We start from the raw sequence: 26,723 nt of genomic DNA on the forward strand, positions 1-26,723 counted from the left end.
CGTGCTAGTTGCAGTACTTGTAATAGTACACAAATACTATGATTTAGCGATCGCCTGTGCCAGTTGCGTAAGTCCTGACCCTTTTCCCTTTTCCCTTTCCCCTTTCCCCAGCCCGAAAGAAGCGCATTTTTGGGTTGGCAGACTACTATGCAAGATAAAGTTTTTCTGTTTCCGTTCTAGTTTCTGAATTTAGCTACTGTAGATGAAATTTTTGATGACTTAATCTACAGTTTGACTATTAAAGCAATGCAACAATGCTCACAATGTCACCTGCGGAAACACAAACTTTTCCACCACCAATTTGTGGAGCTAAATTAAAGCAAAGGCGGGTTTTGTCAAGAGTTGCAGTTGGATTGAGTGGATCGAATGAGGTTTCAATTGTATTTGTGAGACTATAGACAGTTACATATCCACTCGCAGGCCAAGGCTTTTTCCAAACATGATGATGTCTGATTGTTGCCTTTATATATAATTTGGCTCCACGCACTTCTAGGACATCAACAGAAGCTTTTCCTCGGTTACCACGAGCCAATTTTTGGAGATGCCCTTCCAACTCAGCAATCATGGCATTTTTTACTTTGGGAAACTTATCTTTCCAATTGGGTGCAACACTAATGATTAGTTTTTGGCTAACTGTTGGTGTTTTTAAAGAATGAGGAAAACTTGACGTGGTGTTAGCTAATGATGGTAATGAGAAATACAGGGCTGAAGAAGTCATCAGCAATGCACTCAAAGTAGAAACTGTAATTTTTTTCATTGGGTTATTTCCCTGAATTCAACTCATGTATTCAAGATACGGAAGTATTTTTGAATTGCCGGTGATAAAAATTTATACAAAGTTATAATGTTTCAAGTTATAATTTTTTGTAATCAAATTTCCAAAGTTATAAAAAGTTAGTTATTACTAAAGATGTATTTATAAACATGAATTCTGAAGACGCATTTCTGACGATTAACGAAGCTATAGAAATTATAGAAGCTGCGCTGAAACCAGAATCTTTAAGTAATGTTCAGGAAGATATGTTTCCCAAAATATGGGAAGGACGAACTTACGAGCAAATTGCAGAAGATTTAGATTATCAGCCGGAATACATTAAATATGTTGGATTTCAATTGTGGCGATCGCTCACAAATGCTTTTGGTGAAAAAGTGACCAAAAGTAATTTTAGAGCAGTATTACGACGCTATAAACAAAATGTGAAAATCCCAGAAGAAGACACAAAAAAAACTAATTTAAAATCCAGCAATTTACAAATTCCAAAGCATACAAATTTGTCTGAATTTATGGATGTATCTGTATTCTTTGGTCGTGTTGATGAACTAGATGTCCTTAGCCAATGGATAGTTCAAGATGGCTGTCGATTAGTGGCATTATTGGGTATGGGAGGTATTGGTAAAACGAGCCTTGCTGCTAAATTGGCAGAGCAAATTCAAGGTGAATTTGAATATTTGATTTGGCGCAGTCTCCGCCATGCACCACCTCTATTAACAGCACTAACTGATATCAACGAATTTATCGAGAGTGAACCAGAAACAGAGATACCAGCAACAATAGATGCTCAACTATCTCACTTATTGCAAACGTTACGAACTCATCGCTGTTTGCTGATACTTGATGATTGGGAGACAATTCTCCGAGATGCAGATATAGCTGGTTATTATCGTCAGGGCTATGAACTTTATGGTGAATTGCTCAAACGAGTGGGACAGGAACACCACCAAAGCAGTTTGTTGCTACTAAGTCGAGAAAAACCCATAGAAATAGCAACTCTAGCGGGGGAATCTTTACCTGTCCGTGAGTTACAAATCAAGGGCTTAAAATCAACCTATGGCAAACAGCTTTTAGTTACAAAAGGCTTTGCTGGCACAGAAAATGGTTTAGATGAACTAATTCAACTATACCGGGGTCATCCTGCTGCATTAAAAATTATTGCTACCACAATTAAAGATTTATTTAATGGGAATGTTTCTGAATTTATGGGACAAAGTTCTCTAGTAATTGGAGATATTTTTGCTAATCTTCTCGATCAACATTTTGAACGTTTATCTAATTTAGAAAAAGCAATCATGTACTGGTTAGCAGTTGCACGTCAACCACTTTCACTTGCTCAATTAAAAGGGAACTTAGGAATTGGGGTATCGAGTTCGGAACTGTTGCCAGTCTTAGAATCTTTAGGACGAAGGGCGCTGATCGAAAAAGAGCAAGCATCACCTAATACTACCATCTTGTTCGCTTTACAGCCTGTTGTAATGAAGTATGTTACAAGTATATTTATAGAAGAAATTTTTCAGGAAATCCATGAAGCAATAGCAACTAACTCTGTTGAAAAACTTAGGTTACTTAAAAGCCACGCCTTAGTTCAGCAAGAATCTGACAAAATCCAAGCAGAACAAGTACGTCTCATACTCACACGGATTAAAGAACGTCTGTACCTAGTCATGGGAACTAAAGTGATGGAAGTGCATCTACAAAACTTGCTTGCACAGGTACGTGAAAATATCTCCCCAGTTATGGGTTACGCAGAACATAATTTACTTCTGCTATTAGAGTAAATAAGCAATGATTACATCTGCCATGATTCGTCCAGGAGTAGTACTTCAAGGTCGTTACCGAGTTATCTGTCAAATTGGTGGCGGTGGTTTCGGTCAGGTTTTTGAAGTGGATGATGGCGGTGTTGCCAAAGTATTAAAGGTTTTGAAGTTAGAGCGTTTCCAAAGTCCGATTATAAAGCAGAAAGCGATCGCTTTATTTAAACGAGAAGCAGAACTGTTAAGTCGGCTTCAGCATCCTGGGATTCCCCGTGTAGAACCAGATGGGTATTTTACTTTATCTGAAGGCGGTGAACCGTTGCACTGTCTGGTGATGGAGAAAATTCCCGGTTCTAACTTGCAAGAGTGGTTAAAAGCACAAAGTAATCAACCCATCACCACACAAAAAGCCCAGGAGTGGTTAATCCAACTGGTAGAAATTCTCAATGAATTGCATCAACATCAGTATTTCCATCGTGATATCAAACCTTCTAACATCATGCTCAAACCTGATGGACAACTGGTGCTGATTGATTTTGGTGCGGTGCGGGAAGTAACTGAAAGTTACCTCCAAAAACAAAAAGGTCACGAAACTGGTACTGTCCTGATTTCTCCAGGTTACACGCCAGCAGAACAAGCAGAGGGACACGCTGTACCACAGTCTGATTTTTTCGCGCTGGGACGCAGCTTTGTATATTTACTTACAGGAAAATCACCGCTCGATTTTCACAAAAATCCCCAAACTGGTGAATTATTATGGCGCGATTATGCAACACAAGTTTCACCTGAATTTGCAGACTTGATAGATAAATTAATAGCTCCTTTCCCCGGACAGCGATCGCAAAACTGCCAAGAAATTTTAGAGTACTTAGGAAAAAGTACACAAAATACACTTTTCTCGAAGCTTGTTGCTACAATACCAGGCTTGAGTCATTTAGGCACAAAGCACAAAATCACCAAGAAGAAACCTCTTCAACGTAGATTGCAATGGATAATAACCAGTTTGTTATTATTTACAGGTTTTAATTTGTGGAAATCTGCCCCTGATATAGCTTTTGAACTAAACGAATGGGGATTTGATAGTAAAAATTTGGTAAATGCCGAATTGTATTATCGTTTAGCGTTAATTTTTGACCCAAAAATGCCAGAACCTAGTTACAATTTGGGTTTACTTTACGAAGACCAAAATAATTTCAATCAAGCAGAAGCGGCATACAAAAGAGCTATAAAACAGGGCTGGGTAGATGCATATAACAATTTAGCACGATTATATATTCTACAGAAACAATCACTAAAAGCAGTATCATTACTAGAAAAACAACTTCCTTCTGCCTCTGAAGATAAAACTAAATATGCCATACTGAAAAACTTAGGCTGGGCAAACATGGAATTAGGACGCTACGAAGAGGCACAAACCTATCTTAAAAAGGCAATGACCATACCATCTATGCGCCCTTCCGCCTACTGTTTAAATGTCCAGCTTCTAGAATTACAACAATTAAAACAGCAAGCACTACCTGATTTACATAAATGCCTTAATTTGCAACCAAAAACTCCAGAAGAATATGAATGGAAAAATAAAGCGCAAAAAATTTTAGCTACTTTACAACAGAATACAAAATCTAAAAATACTGGAATTGAGTGATGAAGTTGCAAGAACTACTAAAAAAATGGAAACAAAAAAGCATAATTACCAAAACTTTTGTTTGGTTTGCAGGTATTTTATTATTTTTGGTAATGTTAACAGCACTACCTAATATTCACACAGTATTTGGCTTTGAGCGACCTCAGATAATACTTGCCCAAAGTAGCACATGCAGACGTGCTAGGACTGGCGATCCGCGTGACCCCAGTTTAGCAAATATCCCTTATTTGATTAGTCCCCGCCATACTTTACTTTTAAGTAATAAACCAAAGCTGCGTTGGAATTCTCCCCTTGGGGTTAAACAGTACACAGCTAGCTTGGTTAAGGGTGACAAAACAATTTGGCAAACTACAACCGAGCAAAATGAGACTATATATGTTGGAGAACCTAAACTAGAACCAGGTGTGGAATATTTGCTAATTATCACAGCTGATAATGGCAAATCATCCCAAGATGAAGAAGCATCTCAGCAAGGGTTCAGATTATTGCCAACACCAGAAGTAGGGATTGTTAAAGCAATACTAGATAATCAACAACTTACAGATAAGAATAAAGCGTTAGCAACTGCTTACATTTACAGTGGATTTGGATTGAAAGCTGAGGCAATTGATACACTGGAAAAAATAATAGCTAGTGGTATTAAAGAAGCTGCTTTATATAAAAAACTCGGTGAACTTTACTCGGAAACAGGTGTTTATGTGGAAGCGGAAATTAACTATCTTCAGGGTGTTAAACTAGCGATCGCAGCACAAGATATCCCAGAACAAGCACAGATTTCCACAGCTTTGGGAGAGTTATATGTAGAAATTGGTGACGAGAAAGCAGCTATAAAATCGTTTAACCAAGCGCGAGATAGCTATAGAACTTTGGGTAATACTCAGCGAGTCAAGGAACTGAATTTAGTGATAGAAGAACTAAAATCTATTTGACGGCGTTGCTGATTTCATATATCAAAAAAAATTCTGCATAATATCAAAGAGACGTTGCACTGCAACGTCTCTACATATCGATTATTGTGGCAACAAAACTTATTGTTGTAGTTCCTACATCAATTATAGAATTACTTAAAAATATTTTTAAAGGCAGTTAAATTATGGAAGATGCAGAAAGCTCTCAAACTTCTTCTACTAAGGATGCAGAGCAATTATTAATGCAAGGTAAAGATAGTTCGGATTTGAATACTGCTTTAAATTTATACGAACAAGCATTAGAAATTTATAAAAAGCATAAAGATAAAGCTGGTATTGCTAGTGCTTATAATAATATTGGTGTAACTTATGCTCGCTTGCAACAACAAGAATTAGCATTAAATTCTTTAAAAAATTCTATAAACCTGTGGAAAGAAATTTCTAATAAGCAAAACGAAGCAGTAGTTTTATTAAATATTGGATGGGTTTATAAAACTTTTAACGAACTATTAAAAGCTTTAGAAGCTTACTACAAATCCTTAGATATTCTTCAAGCAATTGGGAGTCAAAAGGATATTGCTGACACATTGCAAATCATTGGCTCAGTTCATGAAGAACAGGCAATAAAATTTTATGAGTCAGCAATATCAATTTATAACGATACTAAAGATAAGAAAGCACTCAAGCATTTGGTTAATTATACTAAGATTACTGAACTATTTTATCTGATCGATCCAAACCTTATTGATGTAACGGAACAACCCGGGGATGAACCTATTAACCAACCTATAATTTCTACTCCAGTAAAGAAATAACTGGAAAAATAAAATAGTTTTTCATTTCAATCATCGACGTTGCTGGATTTGAAAATGAAATTCAAACAACGCCCAATTATTTTTTAAGTCATTAAAATGAGTTTTTATGCACTCTTTTTATCTCCAACTTTTGAGGGTGCTAACAGTCACCATATTAACTTTTCTGACTCAATCACTATATGTATTACCAGCTAAATCACAAAATTTATCGTCTCAAGTTGATTCGCTAGACTCAAGACAACAAAAAGAAGCAAAGCGACTATTTAACCAAGGTATTGATGAATACAGTAGTCGTCAATTCCAACAAGCTTTGCTCACTTTTCAAAAAGCTTTGGCAATTTATCAAAATATTCAATCTCATTCTGATGTTGCAGATACTCTACGAATGTTAGGCAAGACTTACTTGTATCTTGCCAATTACCCTGAAGCCCTAAATTTATTAAACCAAGCTTTAATTATTGAGAGGACAATAGGCTATAAAAGCAATATACGTGATACATTAAATACTCTAGGGGCAGTTTATAATAATCTGTCTCAATATTCTCAAGCAATAAAATTTTATCATGAAGCTTTAGCAATTAACCAAGCATTAAATGATAAAGAAGGTACTCTTAGTACCTTAAAAAATATAGCAGATATATATCAGTCTCAAAGTAAATATAGCGAGGCGCTAAAATACTATAACCAAAGCCTCGCTATTAGTAGAGAAATTGGTAATCTGAAATATCTTGCATTTAACTTTAACGGCATCGGAACTGTATATTACTTAACAGGCAATTATTACCAAGCCCTTGATTATTACCAGCAATCTCTAGTATTTGCTAAAACTGCTAACAATTTAGAAGTACAAAGTGCTTCTCTCAACAATATTGGATTAGTGTATAGTCGGCTTGGTCAATATGATACAGCAATTAAATACTATCAACAAACGATAGAGATACAAAAACGAATTGGCGATAAAACGGGTGAGGGACAAACTCTTCATAATGTGGGCTTTGCCTTCGATGAAAAGAAGCAATATTTTCAAGCTTTATCTTTTTATCAGCAAGCTGTAAAAGTTTTTAGAACAATAGGCAGGAAATCAAGTCTTAGTAATACGCTCAATAATATTGGATATACTTATCAATTATTAGGTCAATCTTCGCAAGCATTAAAATACCTTGAAGAAGCATTGAGGATTGTGCAACAAACAGGCGATCGCCGCATTGAAGGAAATACCCTTGATAGTATCGGCACAGTATACAAAAATCGAGGTAAATTCCCACAAGCATTGGCATTATACCAGCAAGCATTAGCGATTCGTAAAGAAATTGGCGATCGCCCTGGTGAGAGAATCACATTGGCTAACATTGGCGATGTCCTCATCAAACAAAATCAACCACAATTAGCCATCTTATTTTATAAGCAATCAGTTAATATAACTGAGTCCATTCGTAAAGATTTACGTCTCCTACCAAACGCACAACAGAAATCTTACACTAACACTATTGCTGATACTTATCGCAATCTTGCAAACTTACTATTACAACAAGATAGAATTCTAGAAGCACTACAAGTTTTAGACTTGTTAAAAGTCCAAGAAATAGATGATTACCTGCATAATGTCAGAGGTAACGACATCACAAATAGAGGAGTTGATGTGTTACCACAAGAACAACAAATTAATCGTGGTTTTAATGATATTTTGACTCAACAGATTCAATTAGGTAGAAAACTTGCAGAATTCAGAAAAACTCCACTCGATCAACGAACAACAAATCAAATAGAGCAAATTATAGAACTAGAAAACAAGGAATCTGAAATTATTCAAGAATTTCTGAATTTTCTCAAAAGTCCAGAAGTTATTCGCTACATAGCAGATATTAATCCAACTATTCGGGATCATATTGTACCTTTAAGTACTCTTACAGACTCTCAAAGGATTTTACAGAGTCTACATGAACGAGATGAGAATGCCGTATTACTCTATCCTTTAATTTCAGAAAATAGTCTAGAACTTGTTGTTGCTACATCTTATACGCCACCAATTCATTATAAAGTTGATGTAAAAAAGCAAGAAATTAACCAAGCAATTTCAGATTTCAGTGAAGCTTTAAAAGATCCAAGCTTAGATGTTAAAACTCCAGCTAATAAACTATATAAATGGCTCATTAAACCAATAGAACCAGGACTAGCTGCTGCCAAAGCCAAAACAATTATTTATGCACCAGATGGGCAATTACGTTATATACCGCTAGCAGCATTATATGATGGTAAGCAATGGTTAGTAGAACGATTTAACACAAACTATATTACTGCCCTTAGTTTCACAAGATTTGATAATCAACCCTTACCTGAACTTCAAATCTTAGCAGGAGCTACAACTAACCGTCATATTGTAAATGTGGGTTTTGCATCAATAGATTTTAAGAGTTTGCCTTTTGCAGGTAAAGAAGTAGAAAACATAGCTGCCATCATACCTAAAACTAAAACATTAATTGACGAGCAATTTAACCAAAAACAAACTATTTACTCTTTAAGAAATTACCCATTTGTGCATTTGGCTACTCATGCAAATTTTGTTATTGGTCAGCCAGAAGAGTCATTTATTCTATTAGGTGATGGCAATATAATTAGAATGCCTGAAATTCAAACATTACAGATAAAAGCAGATTTAGTAGTATTGAGTGCTTGCAACACTGGAATAGGCGGTATAAATAATGGTAATGGGGCGGAAATTTTAGGCTTTGGCTACCAGATGCAAAATGCAGGAGCAAAAGCCACGATCGCTTCTTTATGGCCTGTTGATGATGGCGGCACGCAAATCTTAATGAACACCTTCTACGCCTTACTACATCAAGGCAATATTAGCAAAACGGAAGCCTTACGCCAGGCACAAGTAATTATGATTACAGGTGACTTTAAATTAATAGGTTCCCAACAAGATAGGGTAATTCTCCAATCTACACGTAATACCATTTCACCGAACGTAGTCAATAATCTCAGTCATCCCCACTATTGGGCACCATTCTTTTTAATCGGTAACGGTTTATAAAGGAGACTTTAGGTCAATACAGTTCAGTTAAGCCTTTCTTTCTTCTCTTTGCGTCCTTTGCGTCCTTGGCGGTTCGTTAAAAAAATTGAATTTGACCAAGAGTTTTAGCCTTAATTGAACCGTATTGGACTTTAGGTGGCAAAGCAGGCATACGCTATATTCCCGAAGGTTCAGCTGAAAGTAATCTGGAAATTGAGGTGAAGTGTAAGTTTCCAGAAAAACAAAAACCTGATTCACAGTAACAGTCAAAATTTATCGGCACAGTGTAGGGTTAGGCAATGCCCATTAAAAACCCAACTTCCCTGTATTTATTCTCCTATTAACCAAACTTAATTGCTGCGATCGCTTCAAAAACTTCACCCAAGGTTGCTCTGATAATTGAGAGATGGCATTGGGTGACAGCGTTGCTGTAAAAATATCCTTACCACTAGTAACATCACTAACGCCAAAATTTTCTAAAACAGCAGTTGCGGTGGAGTCTAAAATTGGTTCGGTATGGATAAAAACGCCCAAGCTCGGTTTTTCTAAATCTTCAACGTCATTCAACGCTGTAGCAAGGGCGGCGTCTAGCTTTTGATAATTCATAAACAATTCCTTAGTAAATAGGGTAGGTAAAAATTGCCTACCCTAACTTATCAAATTTCTAGTTTTTTATTGCCTACCCTTGTACAGAAATAATATCCACCTTGCTCAATCTAATTACAGATTTAAGGCATTAATCACGCCATAACCCCATTTCTCATCGAATGTACCTGCGGCTTTTCCGGGAATGGCGCTATTTTTACGTAGCAAATCTTTCAAAGTAGCCGGGTCGAGTTGGGGGTCGCGTTGCAGGAGTAATGCAACTAAGCCAGTGACGAAAGGTGTAGCCATACTCGTACCAGCCATGGCCACAAACTTAGAATTAACCATCGACGAACGGGCAGAATTAGCATCAGCAGAAAGTGTGGAAACAATCATTGCTCCCGGTGCTGCTATATCCGGCTTTTGGGCATCATTGCGTAAAGGGCCTTCGCTACTGAATTCGGAAATAGTATCCAAATCTAAGCCCATTTCTCGTATTTGGTTATCAATATCTGTATACTTGGCTTTAGTAGTATAAGCTGCAACTGTAACGGCACTGCTAGCGGCTCCTGGCGAACCAATTTTTACTGCATCCTTGACGCTTTTACCTGTAAAAAATACTGATGACATATCATCTAATGTCCACACATCCACACGTGTATCAGTGGTAGAGGTATTGCGTAGGCGTAGTTGCCAAATACCTCCCATGACTGGGGAAGGGCCGTTACCGCGTATTTGGACAAAGAAGTTATGGTCGCCGTTTGCTTGGTCTGGGCCTGGTGTGACAATTTCCACCCTTGCATCGGGTAATTGATGTTCTTGTGTAGGATTACCGTCAGTAATGATTTTTTGGAAGGGAGTCACAAAACCGTTGGGACTCCGCAACGATACTTCCAACTCACTGTCTTTGGAATACCAACCATTTAGCCAAACGATGCCTACTTGATTCAAAGGTACATTAAAGCGCATACCACGGGTGCGATCGCTAGGTATGGTTGCTTGACCGTGAATATTGATGCTTCCTTCATTACCCGCAGCACAGCAAACAATTCTCCCAGGGCCGGTTTCCGCGTCAATCACCTTTGATAGAGAATCGCTACCATCATGGGCATCGGCGTGTCCACCCAAGCTGAGATTCACCACCACTGGGCGTTCCAACTCCCTGGCTACTCGGAAAATATAGCGCACAGCATCGGCAATGTGGGCATCTTGTAAATCTGACCTGACTACAATTAATTCTGCCTCTGGTGCTACGCCGCTATAGGTAGTATCAGCACCAGCAGCGATTCCAGCAACGTGGGTTCCATGTCCGTCGGTATCTTGAGAAATTGTCAGTTGCGCCCCTGAAAATTCAGCCCCGTAGCGTCCTTCTGTGACTCCTGGCCCTGGGAGTGTTTGATCCCAAATGTGTAAAATTCTGCCAGCAAAAGCAGGGTGTTTCGGGTCAATGCCACTATCTATAATGCCAATAATTACGCCTTTGCCAGTGAGTCCAGTTTGATTTTTAAACTCCGGCAGTTTGACTTTTCCGGGTGCAACATCCATCCTTAGGTGAAGTTTACGTGATGGTTTGATACGTTGGATTGTATCTTCTTCAGATAAGACATCTAAAGCATTTATTGGCAAGAAAGCTGTACGGACGCTGCCAGAATTTTGATTGACTTCAATATTATATTGTGATAAATAACTCAAGTCTGCATCAGAATCGCAGTAAATAAAAACTACGCTTTTAGTTGGTTTGACTGTGTTTTTATTAGCAATAATACCGAGCGATCGCTTATGTGTAACTAAAGCTTGTTCTCCTTCATTTTGATAATCTTCAAAAGCCAAAAGTAATCCGGGAGAAAGTTTATCGTGTCTCATTTTTGCCTCAAATTAAATTTATTGGAAGCTCAGAACCATAACAATCGATATTGTGAATCCTAACTTCCTTTTCTACTACTAGGACTGAATACACCTTGACATAATTGATAATCTATAAAAATAATCCAGTACTCCCTTAAGTCATTACGGATAAAGTTAATTCAACAAACATTAAATTTTATTAAATATTTCAATTAAATTAATAATTTTTCCTGACAATTTTTGTGTAAAAAACAAAGTTTAGTGTTGACTGATGGGATGAATTTTCCCTCATACCCCATGCCCAATGCCCAATGCCCCATGCCCAATGCCCAATGCCCAATTTCCAATTTTCTATCATAAGTAGGAACCACAAAGAAGCTAATATCTGCAACGATCGCTTCTGAAGCCACTGAGAATAATTCATGCAAATTCAAACACCAGACTGGGTGAAGCACGCTGTTTTCTACCAAATCTTTCCAGACCGCTTTGCAAGAAGTAAAAAGCCACACAAACGCCTGTTGCATGACACCCGTTGGGAAGATTGGGAGGCAATGCCAACGCTGCAAGGTTACAAAGGCGGAGATTTATGGGGCATCCTCGAAGGCTTAGACTACATCCAGGATTTGGGCATTAACGCCATTTACTTTACACCGATTTTTCAATCCGCCAGCAATCACCGCTATCATACCCATGATTATTATCAAGTTGACCCCATGCTGGGGGGCAACGAAGCTTTTAAGGAATTACTAGACGCCGCCCATGAACGAGATATCAAAGTCGTTCTGGATGGAGTTTTTAACCATTCCAGTCGGGGATTTTTCTTTTTCCACGATGTTTTAGAAAATGGGCCGCATTCCCCGTGGGTAAATTGGTTCAAAATTGAAGGCTGGCCGCTTTCGGCTTACAATGGCGACTTTCCTGCTAACTATGTGGGTTGGGCTGGAAATCGTGCCTTACCAGAATTTAACCACGACAATCCAGAAGTTCGGGAATACATTATGGAAATTGCCGAATATTGGATTAAATTTGGCATTGATGGTTGGCGATTGGATGTACCATTTGAAATTAAAACCCCTGGTTTTTGGCAAGAGTTTCGCGATCGCGTCAAAGCCATCAACCCTGAAGCTTACATTGTCGGCGAAGTCTGGGGAGATTCGCGTGAGTGGCTAGATGGCACGCAATTTGACGGGGTGATGAATTATTTGTTTGCTGGGCCGACAATTGCCTTTGCGGCTGGCGATCGCGTAGTCTTAGATCAAGTGCAAAGCCGCGACTATAAACCATATCCACCCTTATTTGCAGCCGAGTACGCCAGCAAAATCCAAGAATTACTCCAACTTTATCCTTGGGAAATTCAGCTGACTCAACTAAATTTGCTAGCAAGTCACGATACAGCCCGATTAATGACCATTGCTGGTGGCGATATAGCCAGCGTAGAATTAGCAACTTTATTGCTACTCACCTTTCCCGGCGCTTCCAGCATCTACTATGGCGATGAAGTCGGCTTACCTGGCGGCATAGACCCAGACTCCCGCCGTGGTTTTCCCTTAGAAACTAACTGGAATCGAGATATTTTCAATACTCACCGCCAATTAATTGCCCTCCGCCACACTTACCCAGCATTGCGTACAGGTGATTACCAAGTCCTCTATGCTCAAGGAGCATTTTACGTCTTTGCCCGGACTTTGGACAAAGAAGAATTGATAATTGCCGTCAACGCCGGGACAAGTCCGGTAACAGCAAGTGTAGATATCCCTAATTTGCACACTCAACCCCACAAACTTTTATATGGTAATGCTCAAGTTGAGTGGAATAGTGCAGGAGAAACTCAGCAGTTGTCGTTAACTCTTCCTGAACGTAGCGGTTGTATTTTGGGCTAGCGACTGGGGAGGCAGGGGAAAAGGTTAATGGTTCGACAAGCTCACCAACCGGGAAAAGGGAAAAGGAATAAATTTAACCTTTCCCCTTTACCCCTTTCCCTTTCCCCATTCCTAACGCCCTTATTTCCCCGCCACAATTGCAGGCATCAACACTGCATCAATAATATGGATAACGCCATTGTCTGCCAAAATGTCTGTTTTGATGACATTGGCGCTATTCACCTTAATTTTGCCGTTGACAGATTCAATAGCGACTATTGACCCTTCGAGTGTCTCGGCTTCATGAATTTGTGCCAAGTCATCAGACCTGACATCCCCACTGGCCACATGATACGCCACAATTTTTTTTAGCTTGGGAATGTCTTGTAATAACGAATCTAAAGTTCCCTCTGGCAAATTGGCAAAAGCTTCGTCAGTGGGTGCAAAAACTGTTAAAGAACCAGGACTTTTGAGAGTTTCTATGAGGTCTACAGCTTTAACAGCCTTTATCAGTGTATTGAAATTTTTTGCTGCGATCGCAGTTTCCACAAGGTCAGCCATAAAGATGCATCAGTTAATACTACAAGTTACTTATAAAGTGACTCAAATACTCTTAGCCTCTATCAACAGAAAGGTTGCAGATATATTCAAGCTATTACCTTTTAAATTGCACAGTCACTCACCATCGCTGACCCTTAACAGTCAACACTCAACAGATTTGCTACGCCAAATCCACAACCGCTTAGTGCTGTTACACTGGAGAATGTCCCCAAGAACCACTAATTATGCTAAAGCGTTCTAAGTTCGAGACAACACAGTCTCAAATTATGCACCGTGCTGAGGATTTGATCAGTGCAGCCTCAAATCGTTACCGCATTACGGTTCAGGTGGCAAATCGTGCCAAGCGTCGGCGTTATGAAGATTTTGAAAGCAATGAAGATGCAATGATGAAGCCAGTGCTAAGGGCAATTATCGAAATGTCCGATGAATTGACTCAGCCAGAAATTATTGGCGAACTGTAAAAATCGTGGTGAGTTAGGAGTTAGGAGTTAGGAGTTAGGAGTTCTAACTTCTGACTTCTGACTTCTGACTTCTGGATTCTGACTTCTGAATTCTGACTTCTGACTTCTGACTTCTGAATTCTGACTTCTGACTTCTGAATTCTGACTTCTGACTTCTGACTTCTGACTTCTGACTTCTGAATTCTGACTTCTGAATTCTGACTTCCACTCAGCAACGCCCAAAATATTGTTATATGAAAAAGAGAAAATTTTTGTGAAATTAGTTCTTTTAAAACTCAAAACTCAGTACTCACCAATACTATTTGCGTTAATGCTGGGTTTAATTGTTTTGGGTTCCACTTTATTTACTAACCAACCAGGGATAGCACAGACAATCACGCCTAGTGATGTTTGGCAAGTAGTTTACCAAAAATTGCCAGATTTTCCACGGGAAAATAAATATATCAACAAAGAAAATGGCAAAGTTGCTGAAAACAATACCCTGGCAACTCGGTTGATTAGATATCATGTTTACACCAAAGGGCGTTCCCCAATTTATCGCTTGGATTGGAAACTGACTTTGGCTGATTACCTGGGTGCAAATGAAGTTATGTATGATAGTAGCTATCCAGGAAACGAAACACTGCGGGAAAATCCCATAGATGGCGATAAAGCTGCGATCGCTCGTTTAACTCGCAGTCAGCGAAATGCTTTAGTGGAAGTTTTAGTCAATATATTTAATCCTAATACCCAAAACACATCAGCCCCTAGCCCCAACACCACAGCCAACCCCACCACCTCAACAACTCCACAGCCACCCCAAGGTGGAGGCGCACAATTACTTAAATAATGCCAAAGTAAAGAGTTGTAAATTAATAACTCCTCACTCCCAACTCCTAACTCCTAACTCCCCACTCCTAACTCCCAACTCCCAACTCCTAACTCCCCACTCCTAACTCCCAACTCCTCACTCCCAACTCCCCACTCCTCACTCCCCACTCCCCACTAAATTATGCAACGCGTTGTCAAAAGTGGTTCTGGTTGGCGTATTGGCTGGAACCCCGATGCACCTGAATTTAAAGGTTTAATAGGTACTGATGACTGGGCAATTGAGTTAACCGAAGCCGAATTAAATGATTTTTGCCGCCTGTTGGCACAGCTAGCAGACACCATCAAGCAACTCGCAACAGAATTAATGGAAGAAGAGAAAATCGCCTGTGAAGCTGAAAGCGATTTATTATGGATGGAGGTAGAAGGTTATCCCCACGCCTACAGCCTACGTTTCATCTTGAATACAGGACGATGTGTAGAAGGTAAATGGGATGCTTGTGCTGTCGGAGATTTACTGCAAGCCACTGCAATACTCAAAGTTTTTTAAAGCTAATATCTAGACTTTTATTTGCCTACATGCTATAATAGCGAAAGTGAATAAACGGATTCAAGGTTTAAAATTGGAAAAATCCAAAATTTAAAATCTAAAATCCAAAATTATATTACGGGGCGTAGCGCAGCTTGGTAGCGCGCCACTTTGGGGTAGTGGAGGTCGTGGGTTCAAATCCCGCCGCTCCGATTGATAAAAGCTTATTGTAAGCTAAGTTCAATCATTCTCCTTAATTTAGCAGACAAATAAAGAAGTACCATTTTCAGCTTTTAATTGGTTATGAAACTGGTATGGCAAAAAATCTCAGAATTCCCATCATAAGGGAGTTATAGCTATTGAGGAGTATCAAGGTAGGTTAAGACCGCGATGGAACTATGCTGGCAAGCGTTATTGTTTAGCTTTAGATTTACCAAACTCTAAAGTCAACCTCAAAGCAGCAAACCAAAGATTGCAAGAGGGTTGAGCGCAGCCATGCACTGCGCCGCCCTGAGCTTGTCGGAGTGTCGAAACCTGGCGAGATCGAGTTAGGTTTAATTTACTACTTCTACTTATAGCGTTTCCTAGTCTGTTGAGGTACAAATCTCTGCGTACCCACCGAAGTTCAGATCGGCGGAAGCCGCCGCTCCGACTTCTCTCTGCGCTTTACTTTGCGCCCCTCTGCGTTTCAAAATATTATTTGTACCTCACTTAACTGGGGATCGCTATATTTAAAATCGCCAATTTTAAATAAAAAATCACTTAGCAACTATTCTTCACAAAGCAATAGTTATGCACAACCCAGGGATGGCAGAACTTTTCGGTTCCTCAACTGTTGCTTTATTTGTTACCTGAGTAACATTTTAGGGAATCCTAGTAAAATCAAAGCCTCCTTGCTAAACCTATGACTTCTCTAGCACAGCAATTCCCAAACATTTCTAATTATACCTTGGTTGAGCGGCTGTATCTAGGTTCTAGGACGGCTGTTTATCGAGGAGTGCAAAAATCGCAGCAACTTCCGGTGGTGATTAAGACACTGCGGCACGATTATCCCAGCTTCAGCGAGTTGGTGCAGTTTCGCAATCAGTATGCGATCGCTAAAAATCTCAACATCCCTGGCATTGTCCAACCGATTAGTCTAGAACCCTATGCCAATGGCTATGCTTTGGTAATGGAAGACATCGGTGGCATTTCTCTACGTCATTATATCCAGGCTTCTCCTTTAAAAGTCGAACAATTCTGGCCAATTGCCATGCAAATTGTCGATATCCTCCACCAGCTCTATCAGCAACGGATTATTCACAAAGACATTAAACCAGCCAACATTCTGATTCAACCAGAAACTGGGCAAATTAAACTGATTGATTTTAGCATTGCCTCCCTGTTGCCCCGCGAAACCCAAGAGATTCAAAATCCCAATGTTCTAGAAGGCACCCTAGCCTACATTTCACCGGAACAAACCGGGCGAATGAACCGAGGGATTGACTATCGCAGCGATTTCTATTCCTTGGGAATTACCTTTTTTGAACTGCTGACGGGACAGTTACCATTTCAAGCTGACGAGCCAATGGAAATGGTTCATGCCCATTTAGCAAAGCAACCAATCTCTGTCTGCGATCTCAACCATGATTTGCCCATCATGCTTAGTGAAATCATTGGCAAATTGATGGCTAAAAACGCCGAAGACCGCTATCAAAGTGCCCTTGGTCTCAAGCACGATCTGATTAGATGTCAGGAAGAATATCATCTTGTGGGCAAACATGCCTGGTTTGAGTTAGGAGAACAGGATATCAGCGATCGCTTTTTGATTCCCGAAAAACTCTACGGACGAGAACCAGAAGTTCAAATCTTGCTCGATGCTTTTGGGCGAGTTGCCAATGGAGCTTCCGAACTGATGCTGGTGGCAGTTTTTCCCGGCATGGGAAAAACCGCCGTTGTCAATGAAGTCCATAAGCCCATTGTCCGCTGGCATGGCTATTTCATTAAAGGTAAATACGACCAATTCAACCGCAACCTTCCCTTTAGCGCCTTTGTCCAAGCCTTCCGCGACCTCATGGGTCAACTGCTGAGCAATGATGACGCGCAGTTAGCTGAGTGGAAAGCGAAGATTTTAGCGGCAGTTGGTGATAATGGTCAGGTGCTGGTTGAGGTGATTCCTGAACTCGAACAGGTAATCGGTCAACAACCCCCAGTACCAGAACTCTCCGGTAGCGCCGCTCAAAACCGTTTCAATTTGCTGTTCCAGAAGTTCATCACGGTGTTCACCACCCCAGAACATCCACTGGTGATTTTCCTGGATGACTTGCAGTGGGCTGATTCGGCTTCTCTGAACTTGCTGAAGCTACTGCTGACAGAACGCAATCGCGGTTATCTGTTCGTTATCGGAGCCTATCGGGATAACGAAGTGTTCCCGACTCACCCGTTGATGCTGATGCTGGATGAAATCGAAAAAGCCCAAACCAGGCTCCACACCCTCATCCTGAAACCCCTCAGCCAAGGAGATGTAAATCAGTTAACGGCAGATACCCTCAGTTGCCCTTTGGAACTGGCTCAACCGCTAACGGAGTTGGTGTATCAAAAAACCAAGGGTAATCCCTTCTTCCTCACCCAATTTCTCAAAGCACTCCATGAAGACGGCTATATTACGTTTGACTTTTACACAGGACATTGGCAGTGCGACCTGGCAACGGTGAAGTTACTTGCCCTCACGGATGATGTCGTGGAGTTCATGGCACTCCAGTTACAAAAATTGCCTACTGCGACCCAAACGGCTTTGAAACTGGCGGCTTGCATTGGCGCTCAGTTTGATTTGGCTACCCTAGCCATTGTCAATGAGCGATCGCCTGAAGATACCGCCATCGACCTCTGGAAAGCCTTGCAAGAAGGAGTGATTTTGCCCATCACTGAGGTCTATAAGTTTTATCAGCCGTCAGAATTGAAGGTGGCACAAGTCAATCAAGCAGCAACATTTAACTGTTCCTATCGCTTTCTCCACGATCGCGTCCAGCAAGCCGCCTATTCCCTCATCCCCGACGAGGAAAAACAGGCGACTCATTACCAAATCGGACAACTTCTGCTGCAACAAGTTTCCCCAATCGCCAGAGAAGAGCGGATTTTTGAAATCGTCAATCAGTTGAACTATGGAACGACGCTGGTTGAGACACAACAGCAAAAAGACGAACTAGCCCAACTCAACCTCACTGCTTGCCGCAAAGCCAGAGCCTCAACCGCCTATCAAGCAGCCCGTGAATATGCCACAGTGGGGCTAAAACTGCTAGGAACAGACGCTTGGCAACGGCAGTACCAAATGACTCTATGTCTGCATGACTTAGCCGCCGAGGTGGCTTTTTTGGTCGGTGATTTTCAGCAGATGGATCGGTGGATTGAAGCGGCGATTCATCATGCAAAAACGCCTTTAGAACAAGTGCAAGTTTATCAAGTCAGAATTCAGGCCTTAGTAGCCCGCAATCAATTTTTAGAAGCCATCGCCATCGGTCAATCAATCTTTCAAATGCTTGGTGTGAACCTACCAGACGAACCCACCCTAGAGGACATTCGCCTCTTGAAGCAAGAAATCGATGTTTTAATTGGCGATGGCTCCATTGAGTCATTCATTCATCTGCCGCAAATGACCGATGCTAAGCAGTTAGCTATTATGCAAAATGCGGCTCGGCTGACACCAGTCTGTTATATGACAGGCTCAAAGCTCTATTTCCTGATCGTGGCGTTACAGGTAAAATTGTCAATTCAATTTGGTAATAGTCCAGTTTCGGCTTATTGCTACGCTGGTTACGCCTTTCAATTGAGGATACTGTGGGGAGAAATGGCAAAAGTACCCCAGTTTGGGCAATTAGGCTATCAACTGGCTTCAGAGCCAGATGCCAAAAATATTCGAGCCGCAACAGCCTTGTTAATGGGGGGGTATGTTGGTCACTGGACAATGCATCTACGAGAAACGCTGCCGATTCTGCTGGAAGGCTATCAAGCAGGGCTAGAAACTGGCAATCTAGAATTTATGGGCTACGATGCCCAGTTGTACTGCTTAAATGCCTATTGGTGCGGTCAACCCCTTACCGAACTCGAACCCCAAATTCACGCCTATTACCAACAATTGTGCGACCTCCACCAATTCACAGCAGCAAACTGTGTTTTAGCTTACTGGCAAGCTGCTCAAATTCTCTTGGGTCAGTCAGAGAATGAAATTCCCTTACGCCAGGATGCCTATGAAGAAAAAGTCCTGGCTGAGGCAAAAGTCGATTTTTACCGACTCTGCTACTTTTATCTGTATCGCTTCACATTGAATTACTGGCTCCAAGACTGGGCCAAAGCAGAACACGATGCCATTCAAACCCGACAGTATTTGGCCGGGGGTATGGGCAATATTGTTGAACCCCTATTATATTTCTATGATTCTCTCACCCTGCTGGCCACTGCTGGTGAATCGCCGTCACAGTCACAGCCGCAATGGCAACGAATCGAAGAAAATCAAGCCAAGTTAAAAGAATGGGCTGATTATGCTCCCATGAACTTTTTGCACAAATATCATTTAGTTGAAGCCCAAAAACAGCAACTCCTCAATTGCAAAACAGAAGCTTTAGAATTATACGATTTGGCGATCGCGGGAGCCAAGTCCAATGGCTACCCTCAAGAAGCAGCCCTAGCCAATGAACTGGCGGCAAAATTCTACCTCCATTGGCACAAACAGCGCATCGCCCAAGCTTACATGATTGAAGCCTACTATGGCTATGCTCGCTGGGGAGCGAAAGCCAAACTCGCCGATTTGGAAACTCGCTATCCTCAACTTTTGGCTCCCATTCTCCAACAAGCACAGACACCATTTTCTGTTGACGAAACTGTATTTGCCACTGGAACTGTCACCTCCACTAGTGTTTCCTCCACCAGTCTTTCTGATTCCCTGGATCTGGTTGCTATTCTCAAAGCTTCCCAAACTCTTTCTAGTGAAATTGAACTCGATCGCTTAATTGGTACTCTTTTGGTGACGGTGATACAAACCTTGGGTGCTACGCAGTGCGCTTTGATGTTAAGTGAGGGGCAAAATCTCACGGTTCAGGCTAGGGCAGAACTTATGGAATCTGGTCAAATCGAAACGCAGATTTTGTATCCAACCCAGTCCCTAGTGGATAGCGGTGTAGTGCCCATTAATTTGGTCACAAAAGTCAAACGCAGTTTGCAGCCTGCTGTGATTAGCAACGCCGTGCAAGAGCCGCTATTGACAAGCGATGCCTATATCCAAAACCAACAGCCCAAGAGTCTGCTGTGCAGTCCCATTCTGCAACAAGGCAAATTGTTGGGTATGGTCTATCTGGAAAATAACCTGACAACAGCAGCCTTCACCCGCGATCGCGTTGAGTTGCTGAATCTGCTTTGTGCCCAAGCTGCGATTTCACTGGAAAATGCTCGTCTCTATCAACAAGCCCAAGCCTATGCTCAACAACTAGAAGCATCTCAGCTTCAAATTGTGCAAAACGAAAAAATGGCGACTTTGGGTAACTTGGTAGCGGGGGTTGCTCACGAAATTAATAACCCAGTGGGCTTTCTTAACGGCAGTATTAATAATGCCAAAGATTATGTACAAGACCTGCGTGAGTATTTAGACACCTATCAGCAACAGCAACCGCCTACTACTTCGGTGGTCGAATTAGCTCAAAAGATTGACCTGGACTTTCTTTTAGAGGATTTACCCAAGTTAATTGACTCAATGAAAGGTGCCACCGATCGCATCAAAAGCATCAGCACCAGCCTGCGTACCTTCTCTCGTGCTGATACCGAACACAAAGTCAGCGCCAACCTGCACGCAGGTTTAGATAGTACCCTGTTGATTCTCAAGTATCGCCTCAAAGCCAATGAAAATCGCCCTGCCATTAAAGTTATCCGCAACTACGGCAACATCCCTGAAATTAATTGCTTTCCCGGTCAGCTGAACCAGGTGTTTATGAACATTCTGGCCAATGCCATTGATATGTTCGATGAAATGGCACAGCAAATAACCTTTGAAGAGTTAGAAAATCATCCCCAACAAATTACAATTCAAACTGCATTATTATCTGAAGAAAATGCCGTTGAAATTCGCATTGCTGATAACGGTCAAGGCATGAATCAGGAAGTCAAATCTAAGATTTTCGATCGCTTGTTTACCACTAAAGAAGTTGGTAAAGGAACGGGGTTAGGCTTAGCCATTGCCCGTCAGATTGTAGTAGAGAAACATGCTGGCCGCCTGGAAGTCCAATCACAATTAAGACAAGGTACTGAGTTTTCCATCTACCTCCCGGTTCGGGGGTGGTAAAATCCTGGAAATAGTAAAAGATGATTAATAGAGTCTCAAGAGAATGGCACAGGATAGGAAGTCAACGGTTGTAATTACAGGTGCCTCTTCGGGGGTCGGTTTGTATGCTGCAAAAGCTCTGGCCCTGAGAGGATGGTATGTAATCTTGGCATGTCGGGATTTAGCAAAGGCGCAACAAGCAGCCCAAGCTGTGGGAATTCCTTACAACAGTTATACCAGCATACACATTGACCTTGGTTCTTTGGAAAGCGTTCGCCAGTTTGTGAAAAACTTCCGCGCCAGTGGTAACTCTCTGGATGCTTTGGTTTGCAACGCAGCAATTTATATGCCCTTATTAAAAGAACCATTACGCAGTCCAGAAGGTTATGAGTTAACTGTCACTACCAATCATCTTGGGCATTTCCTGTTGTGCAACCTCTTGTTAGAGGATTTACAAAAGTCTTCTTCACAGCCCAGACTGGTGATTTTGGGAACTGTCACCCATAACCCAGACGAACTCGGTGGTAAGATTCCGCCCCGTCCAGACTTGGGGAATTTTGAGGGCTTCACAGCAGGATTTAAAGACCCAATTTCCATGATTGACGGCAAGAAATTTGAACCCGTTAAAGCCTACAAAGACAGCAAGGTTTGTAACGTGTTGACCATGAGAGAACTGCATCGGCGCTACCACCAGTCAACTAAGATTGTCTTCAGTTCTCTTTATCCGGGATGTGTTGCCGAAACACCACTATTCCGAAATCATTATCCCCTGTTCCAGAAACTTTTCCCATTGTTCCAAAAGTACATCACTGGGGGATATGTGTCTCAAGAGTTGGCAGGAGAAAGAGTTGCTGCTGTTGTTGCCGATCCTGAATATAATCAATCTGGTGTTTATTGGAGTTGGGGAAATCGCCAGAAAAAAGATGGTCAGTCCTTTGTTCAGAAAGTTTCTCCCCAAGCCCGCGATGATGAAAAAGGCGAGCGGATGTGGGAACTCAGCGCCAAATTAGTCGGAATTGAATCGCCAAATATGGTTTTGCGTTAAGGGAACTGCAAAAAAGAAACAACAGCAGATGGTGGTTGAGTGTTGACTGTTGACGGTTGACGGTTGACGGTTCTGAAATCACATGATGCACAGGTGAAGAGGGGGGTGTCTGGTGTGGGGAAAATCATTTCTCCCTACCTCATACACCCTATAGTTAGTGAACATATAGCACGTAGCAGCAGGCATGGGGTTATGGCAGCAGCAGAAGGATCTATTAACCTGATAAAAGATATCAATACCGGTGGAGTTTCCTCTAACCCGCAATATCTGACCAATGTTAACGGTACTTTATACTTCGTTGCGATCGACAACAGTGGTGGTTATGAACTGTGGAAGAGTGATGGCACTGAAGCTGGTACTATCCAGGTCAAAGATATTTTCTCTGGCATAGCTAGTTCTTATCCCCAAAATGTTACAAACCTCAACGGCACCCTGTACTTTAGTGCCACTGACGACAATGGGGGTCGCGAACTATGGAAGAGTGATGGCACTGAAGGTGGTACTATCCAGGTCAAGGATATTTTCTCCGGCATCGGTAGCTCTAATCCCCAAAATCTCACCAATGTCAACGACACGCTATACTTCACTGCCACCGACAGCAATGGGGGTCGGGAACTGTGGAAGAGTGACGGCACTGAGGCTGGTACTATCCGCGTTCAGGATATCGTCTTGGGTGCAGGTAGTTCTAATCCTCAAAATCTCATCGATGTCAATGGTACGTTGTACTTCACTGCCAGCGATGGCAGTGGGGGCAATGAACTGTGGAAAAGTGATGGCTCCGAGGCTGGTACTATCCGTGTCAAGGATATTTTCTCTGGCACAGGTAGCTCTAACCCGCAACATTTAACCAATGTTAACGGTACGCTCTACTTTGTTGCCTATGACATTAGTGGAGGCTATGAACTGTGGAAAAGTGATGGCACCGAGGCTGGTACTATGCGTGTCAAGGATATCTTTTCTGGTACTGGTAGTTCTAACCCCCAAAATCTCATTGATGTCAACGGTACGCTGTACTTTACTGCCACTGACAGTACTGGAGCTAATGAACTATGGAAAAGTGATGGCACTGAAGCTGGTACTGTCCGCCTCAAAAATATCTACTTTGGCACCGGTAGTTCTAACCCCCAAAATCTCACCAATGTCAATGGCACATTGTATTTCACTGCCACTGACACCACTGGGGGCTGGGAACTGTGGAAGAGTGATGGTACTGAGGCTGGTACTTTCCGTATCAAGGATATCTTTTCTGGCACGGGTAGTTCTTATCCGCAAAATCTCACCAATGTCAACGGCACGTTATATTTCAGTGCCACTGACGATAATGGGGGTAATGAACTGTGGAAGAGTGATGGCACTGAGGCTGGTACTGTCCGCCTCAAGGATATCTTTTCTGGTATGGGTAGTTCTAACCCCCAAAATCTCACCAACGTCAATGACACCCTTTACTTCAGTGCCACTGATGGCAGTGGAGGTAGTGAACTGTGGACAAGTGATGGTACTGAGGCTGGTACTGTGCGCCTCAAGGATATTAATACCACTACGCTATCTTCTGAACCGTCTTTTCTCACCAATGTCAATGACACGCTTTACTTTAGAGCCACCGATGGCGATGGAGGTAGTGAACTGTGGAAGAGTGACGGCACTGAGGCTGGTACTATCCGTATCAAAGATATCTTCTCTGGTACTGGTAGTTCTAACCCCCAAAATCTCACCGATGTCAACGGCACGCTATACTTCACAGCCACTGACAGCACTGGAGGCAACGAACTGTGGAAGAGTGATGGTACTGAGGCTGGTACTGTCCTAGTTAAGGATATCTTTTCTGGCATAGGTGGTTCTAACGCCCAAAATCTCACTAATATCAACGGCACGCTGTACTTTGTTGCCACTGACAGCACTGGGGGACGCGAACTGTGGAAAAGTGATGGTACTGAGGCTGGTACTATCTTAGTTAAGGATATTGTCTCTGGGGCGGGTAGCTCTAATCCAAACTTTCTCACCAATATCAACGGCACCCTGTACTTTGTTGCCACCGATAGCAATGGAGGTAGGGAACTGTGGAAAAGTGATGGCAGCGAAGCTGGTACTGTTCTAGTTAAAGATATTGTCCCTGGCACGGGTAGTTCTTATCCGCAAAAGCTCACCAATGTCAACGACACGCTGTACTTCACTGCCACTGATGGCAATGGAGACAATGAACTGTGGAAGAGTGATGGTACTGAGGCTGGTACTATCCTAGTTAAGGATATTTTCTCTGGTACTGGTAGCTCTAACCCCCAAAATCTTACAAATGTCAACGGCACGCTTTATTTCAGTGCCACTGATGGCAATGGAGACAATGAACTGTGGAAGAGTGATGGTACTGAGGCTGGTACTATCCGCGTCAAGGATATTTTCTCTGGTATAGGTAGCTCTAACCCCCAAAATCTCACAAATGTCAACGGCACCCTATATTTTGTTGCCTATGACAACAATGTAGGTAGTGAACTGTGGAAAAGTGATGGTACTGAAGCTGGTACTGTCCTAGTTAAGGATATCTTTTCTGGCATCGGTAGCTCTAACTTGCAAAATCTCACCAATGTCAACGGTACGCTGTACTTTAGTGCCACCGACGGCAATGGAGGCAATGAACTGTGGAAGAGTGATGGTACTGAAGCTGGTACTGTCCTAGTTAAGGATATTTTTTCTGGCATCGGTAGCTCTAACCCTAACAACATCACTTACATCAATGGCAAACTCTACTTTTTTGCTGATAACGGCAACACTGGACAAGAACTTTTTGTGCTTGACCTCAACAGTACTCCCACTGACCTGAGTTTGAGTGCCAGTAGCGTCAACGAGAATGTTCCTAGCAACACATTAATTGGCAACTTGAGTACCAATGACCCTGACACAGAAGACACCCACACCTATACCCTAGTTTCTGGTACAGGGGACACCGATAACAACGCCTTCACAATTGTTGATAACGAGTTACATATCAACATCTCCCCCGACTACGAAACCAAGAATAGCTACAATATTCGTTTGCGCGCCACAGATGGAGGTGGCTTATTCTACGAGAAAGCGATCGCCATTGCAGTCAACAATATTAATGATGCCCCAACACTGGCAAATAGCATTCTCGACCAAACAGCAATAAAAGACACTACCTTCAATTTCACTCTACCTACAAACACCTTTGCAGATGTTGATGCTGGAGATAACCTCACCTACAGTGCGACCCTGGAAAATGGCGGCCCAATTCCCTGTTGGTTGACCTTTGACGGCATCACTTTCAGCGGTACTCCCACAAATAACGATGTTGGCAGCCTCAACATCAAAGTTATCGCTAGTGATGAAACAACAACCGTCAGCGATGTTTTTGCACTGGCAGTGCTTGATACTAGCGATGCTCTCTTCTGTGTTGGCGACAGCATCACCACCAAGGAATTAGATGCTGATACAGAAAGCGATAGTCTCATTACTGGTTCCGGCAATACTAACTTGTTGAGCGATGTAAGTAACGATGTACTCATCGGTGGAAGCAAACAAGCAAGCTTCGATGATTCTGATATCTACACTGGCGTTAATAGTATTATTACTGATTTAAATATTGAAAATGATACTGTTTATATTTCCCAACCAGAATTTATTTTGAGCCGACCTGAGAATACGAGCCTTGAATCAAGCTTGTTTCAACTAGGGACTAATACGACAACAGCAAGCGATCGCTTTATCTACAATCAAACTACGGATAGCATATTTAACAATTTTGATGGAATTACAAGTACAGTGCAAATTAGTCATTATAAATCGATATAAAAACTGCTATAGGATTCGTATTTGATTTTTGTTG

The 26,723-nt window shown here is 41.8% G+C and carries 18 protein-coding genes and 1 tRNA gene; 14 read left to right on the forward strand and 5 right to left on the reverse strand.

The features are described 5' to 3' along the window. Window positions 1–187 (forward strand): hypothetical protein (locus GNE10_RS35350; RefSeq protein WP_221642758.1); only part of this gene is annotated, 187 nt, incomplete at its 5' end. A 51-nt stretch (window positions 188–238) separates the two neighbouring features. Here GNE10_RS35350 and GNE10_RS06960 read toward each other — a convergent pair. Next, window positions 239–757, reverse strand: coding sequence for a hypothetical protein (locus tag GNE10_RS06960; protein WP_185564232.1), 519 nt, complete (start codon window positions 755–757; stop codon window positions 239–241). 167 nt (window positions 758–924) lie between these two features. Between GNE10_RS06960 and GNE10_RS06965 the strand changes: the two genes are divergently transcribed. The 5 genes from GNE10_RS06965 to GNE10_RS06985 all read left to right on the forward strand — a co-directional run bounded on the left by GNE10_RS06965 (window position 925) and on the right by GNE10_RS06985 (window position 8,931). Continuing rightward, window positions 925–2,553 (forward strand): NB-ARC domain-containing protein, encoded by a 1,629-nt coding sequence (locus GNE10_RS06965; RefSeq protein ID WP_185564233.1) that lies wholly within the window; start codon window positions 925–927, stop codon window positions 2,551–2,553. 7 nt (window positions 2,554–2,560) lie between these two features. Further along, the gene (locus GNE10_RS06970; protein WP_185564234.1) at window positions 2,561–4,174 is read left to right on the forward strand and encodes a serine/threonine-protein kinase; all 1,614 of its coding nucleotides are present in this window, start codon (window positions 2,561–2,563) and stop codon (window positions 4,172–4,174) included. Next, window positions 4,174–5,103: a tetratricopeptide repeat protein gene (locus GNE10_RS06975; RefSeq protein ID WP_185564235.1), complete on the forward strand. Its 930-nt coding sequence runs from the start codon at window positions 4,174–4,176 to the stop codon at window positions 5,101–5,103. The genes GNE10_RS06970 and GNE10_RS06975 overlap by 1 nt, the downstream gene beginning before the upstream one ends. Before the next feature lie 164 nt (window positions 5,104–5,267). Next, the gene (locus GNE10_RS06980; protein ID WP_185564236.1) at window positions 5,268–5,897 is read left to right on the forward strand and encodes a tetratricopeptide repeat protein; all 630 of its coding nucleotides are present in this window, start codon (window positions 5,268–5,270) and stop codon (window positions 5,895–5,897) included. A 106-nt stretch (window positions 5,898–6,003) separates the two neighbouring features. After that, window positions 6,004–8,931: a tetratricopeptide repeat protein gene (locus GNE10_RS06985; RefSeq protein ID WP_185564237.1), complete on the forward strand. Its 2,928-nt coding sequence runs from the start codon at window positions 6,004–6,006 to the stop codon at window positions 8,929–8,931. A gap of 285 nt (window positions 8,932–9,216) precedes the next feature. On the opposite strand, the gene GNE10_RS06990 is transcribed toward GNE10_RS06985, so the two are convergent. The 3 genes from GNE10_RS06990 to GNE10_RS07000 all read right to left on the reverse strand — a co-directional run bounded on the left by GNE10_RS06990 (window position 9,217) and on the right by GNE10_RS07000 (window position 11,768). Next, entirely contained in the window at window positions 9,217–9,516 is a 300-nt protein-coding gene (locus tag GNE10_RS06990) for a hypothetical protein (RefSeq protein ID WP_185564238.1), read from the reverse strand. A 114-nt stretch (window positions 9,517–9,630) separates the two neighbouring features. Next, window positions 9,631–11,358: a S8 family serine peptidase gene (locus GNE10_RS06995; protein WP_185564239.1), complete on the reverse strand. Its 1,728-nt coding sequence runs from the start codon at window positions 11,356–11,358 to the stop codon at window positions 9,631–9,633. Between the two features lie 194 nt (window positions 11,359–11,552). Further along, window positions 11,553–11,768 carry a hypothetical protein gene (locus GNE10_RS07000; protein WP_185564240.1) on the reverse strand — a complete coding sequence of 72 codons (216 nt, stop codon included), beginning with the start codon at window positions 11,766–11,768 and terminating at the stop codon, window positions 11,553–11,555. On the opposite strand from GNE10_RS07000, the gene GNE10_RS07005 reads away from it, so the two are divergent. Beyond that, window positions 11,763–13,220: a glycoside hydrolase family 13 protein gene (locus tag GNE10_RS07005; RefSeq protein ID WP_185564241.1), complete on the forward strand. Its 1,458-nt coding sequence runs from the start codon at window positions 11,763–11,765 to the stop codon at window positions 13,218–13,220. The two genes, GNE10_RS07000 and GNE10_RS07005, sit on opposite strands and share 6 nt — an antisense overlap. A 120-nt stretch (window positions 13,221–13,340) precedes the next feature. Here GNE10_RS07005 and GNE10_RS07010 read toward each other — a convergent pair whose 3' ends face one another. Further along, on the reverse strand, window positions 13,341–13,760 hold the full coding sequence (locus GNE10_RS07010) for a fasciclin domain-containing protein (RefSeq protein WP_185564242.1): 420 nt from the start codon (window positions 13,758–13,760) through the stop codon (window positions 13,341–13,343). 224 nt (window positions 13,761–13,984) lie between these two features. Here GNE10_RS07010 and GNE10_RS07015 point away from each other — a divergent pair, with 224 nt between their 5' ends. The 7 genes from GNE10_RS07015 (at window position 13,985) to GNE10_RS07045 (ending at window position 26,689) form a co-directional block, all read left to right on the forward strand. Next, a complete protein-coding gene (locus GNE10_RS07015) occupies window positions 13,985–14,221 on the forward strand; it encodes a DNA-directed RNA polymerase subunit omega (protein WP_094351515.1) in 237 nt (78 codons plus the stop codon). 310 nt (window positions 14,222–14,531) lie between these two features. After that, window positions 14,532–15,050 (forward strand): hypothetical protein, encoded by a 519-nt coding sequence (locus tag GNE10_RS07020; RefSeq protein ID WP_185564250.1) that lies wholly within the window; start codon window positions 14,532–14,534, stop codon window positions 15,048–15,050. A 162-nt stretch (window positions 15,051–15,212) separates the two neighbouring features. Continuing rightward, window positions 15,213–15,578: a DUF1818 family protein gene (locus tag GNE10_RS07025; RefSeq protein WP_099068623.1), complete on the forward strand. Its 366-nt coding sequence runs from the start codon at window positions 15,213–15,215 to the stop codon at window positions 15,576–15,578. 118 nt (window positions 15,579–15,696) lie between these two features. Then, window positions 15,697–15,770, forward strand: a tRNA-Pro gene (locus GNE10_RS07030). A 691-nt stretch (window positions 15,771–16,461) separates the two neighbouring features. After that, window positions 16,462–21,861 (forward strand): ATP-binding sensor histidine kinase, encoded by a 5,400-nt coding sequence (locus tag GNE10_RS07035; RefSeq protein ID WP_185564243.1) that lies wholly within the window; start codon window positions 16,462–16,464, stop codon window positions 21,859–21,861. A gap of 43 nt (window positions 21,862–21,904) precedes the next feature. After that, the gene (locus GNE10_RS07040; RefSeq protein WP_185564244.1) at window positions 21,905–22,885 is read left to right on the forward strand and encodes a protochlorophyllide reductase; all 981 of its coding nucleotides are present in this window, start codon (window positions 21,905–21,907) and stop codon (window positions 22,883–22,885) included. Window positions 22,886–23,077: 192 nt separating this feature from the next. Then, window positions 23,078–26,689, forward strand: a complete 3,612-nt coding sequence (locus GNE10_RS07045) for an ELWxxDGT repeat protein (protein ID WP_185564245.1) — start codon at window positions 23,078–23,080, stop codon at window positions 26,687–26,689. The last annotated feature ends 34 nt before the right edge of the window (window positions 26,690–26,723 follow it).

This window comes from Nostoc sp. 2RC (assembly GCF_014222165.1).
Taxonomy (GTDB): domain Bacteria; phylum Cyanobacteriota; class Cyanobacteriia; order Cyanobacteriales; family Nostocaceae; genus Nostoc; species Nostoc linckia.

Coding starts and splice junctions, on each gene's coding strand:
- GNE10_RS07045 (WP_185564245.1), top strand. CDS start 23,078: ATGGCAGCAGCAGAAGGATCTATTAACCTGATAAAAGATATCAATACC.
- GNE10_RS06970 (WP_185564234.1), top strand. CDS start 2,561: ATGATTACATCTGCCATGATTCGTCCAGGAGTAGTACTTCAAGGTCGT.
- GNE10_RS07020 (WP_185564250.1), top strand. CDS start 14,532: ATGCTGGGTTTAATTGTTTTGGGTTCCACTTTATTTACTAACCAACCA.
- GNE10_RS07005 (WP_185564241.1), top strand. CDS start 11,763: ATGCAAATTCAAACACCAGACTGGGTGAAGCACGCTGTTTTCTACCAA.
- GNE10_RS06975 (WP_185564235.1), top strand. CDS start 4,174: ATGAAGTTGCAAGAACTACTAAAAAAATGGAAACAAAAAAGCATAATT.
- GNE10_RS06965 (WP_185564233.1), top strand. CDS start 925: ATGAATTCTGAAGACGCATTTCTGACGATTAACGAAGCTATAGAAATT.
- GNE10_RS06985 (WP_185564237.1), top strand. CDS start 6,004: ATGCACTCTTTTTATCTCCAACTTTTGAGGGTGCTAACAGTCACCATA.
- GNE10_RS06995 (WP_185564239.1), bottom strand. CDS start 11,358: ATGAGACACGATAAACTTTCTCCCGGATTACTTTTGGCTTTTGAAGAT.
- GNE10_RS07015 (WP_094351515.1), top strand. CDS start 13,985: ATGCTAAAGCGTTCTAAGTTCGAGACAACACAGTCTCAAATTATGCAC.
- GNE10_RS06990 (WP_185564238.1), bottom strand. CDS start 9,516: ATGAATTATCAAAAGCTAGACGCCGCCCTTGCTACAGCGTTGAATGAC.
- GNE10_RS07010 (WP_185564242.1), bottom strand. CDS start 13,760: ATGGCTGACCTTGTGGAAACTGCGATCGCAGCAAAAAATTTCAATACA.
- GNE10_RS07040 (WP_185564244.1), top strand. CDS start 21,905: ATGGCACAGGATAGGAAGTCAACGGTTGTAATTACAGGTGCCTCTTCG.
- GNE10_RS06980 (WP_185564236.1), top strand. CDS start 5,268: ATGGAAGATGCAGAAAGCTCTCAAACTTCTTCTACTAAGGATGCAGAG.
- GNE10_RS07035 (WP_185564243.1), top strand. CDS start 16,462: ATGACTTCTCTAGCACAGCAATTCCCAAACATTTCTAATTATACCTTG.
- GNE10_RS06960 (WP_185564232.1), bottom strand. CDS start 757: ATGAAAAAAATTACAGTTTCTACTTTGAGTGCATTGCTGATGACTTCT.
- GNE10_RS07025 (WP_099068623.1), top strand. CDS start 15,213: ATGCAACGCGTTGTCAAAAGTGGTTCTGGTTGGCGTATTGGCTGGAAC.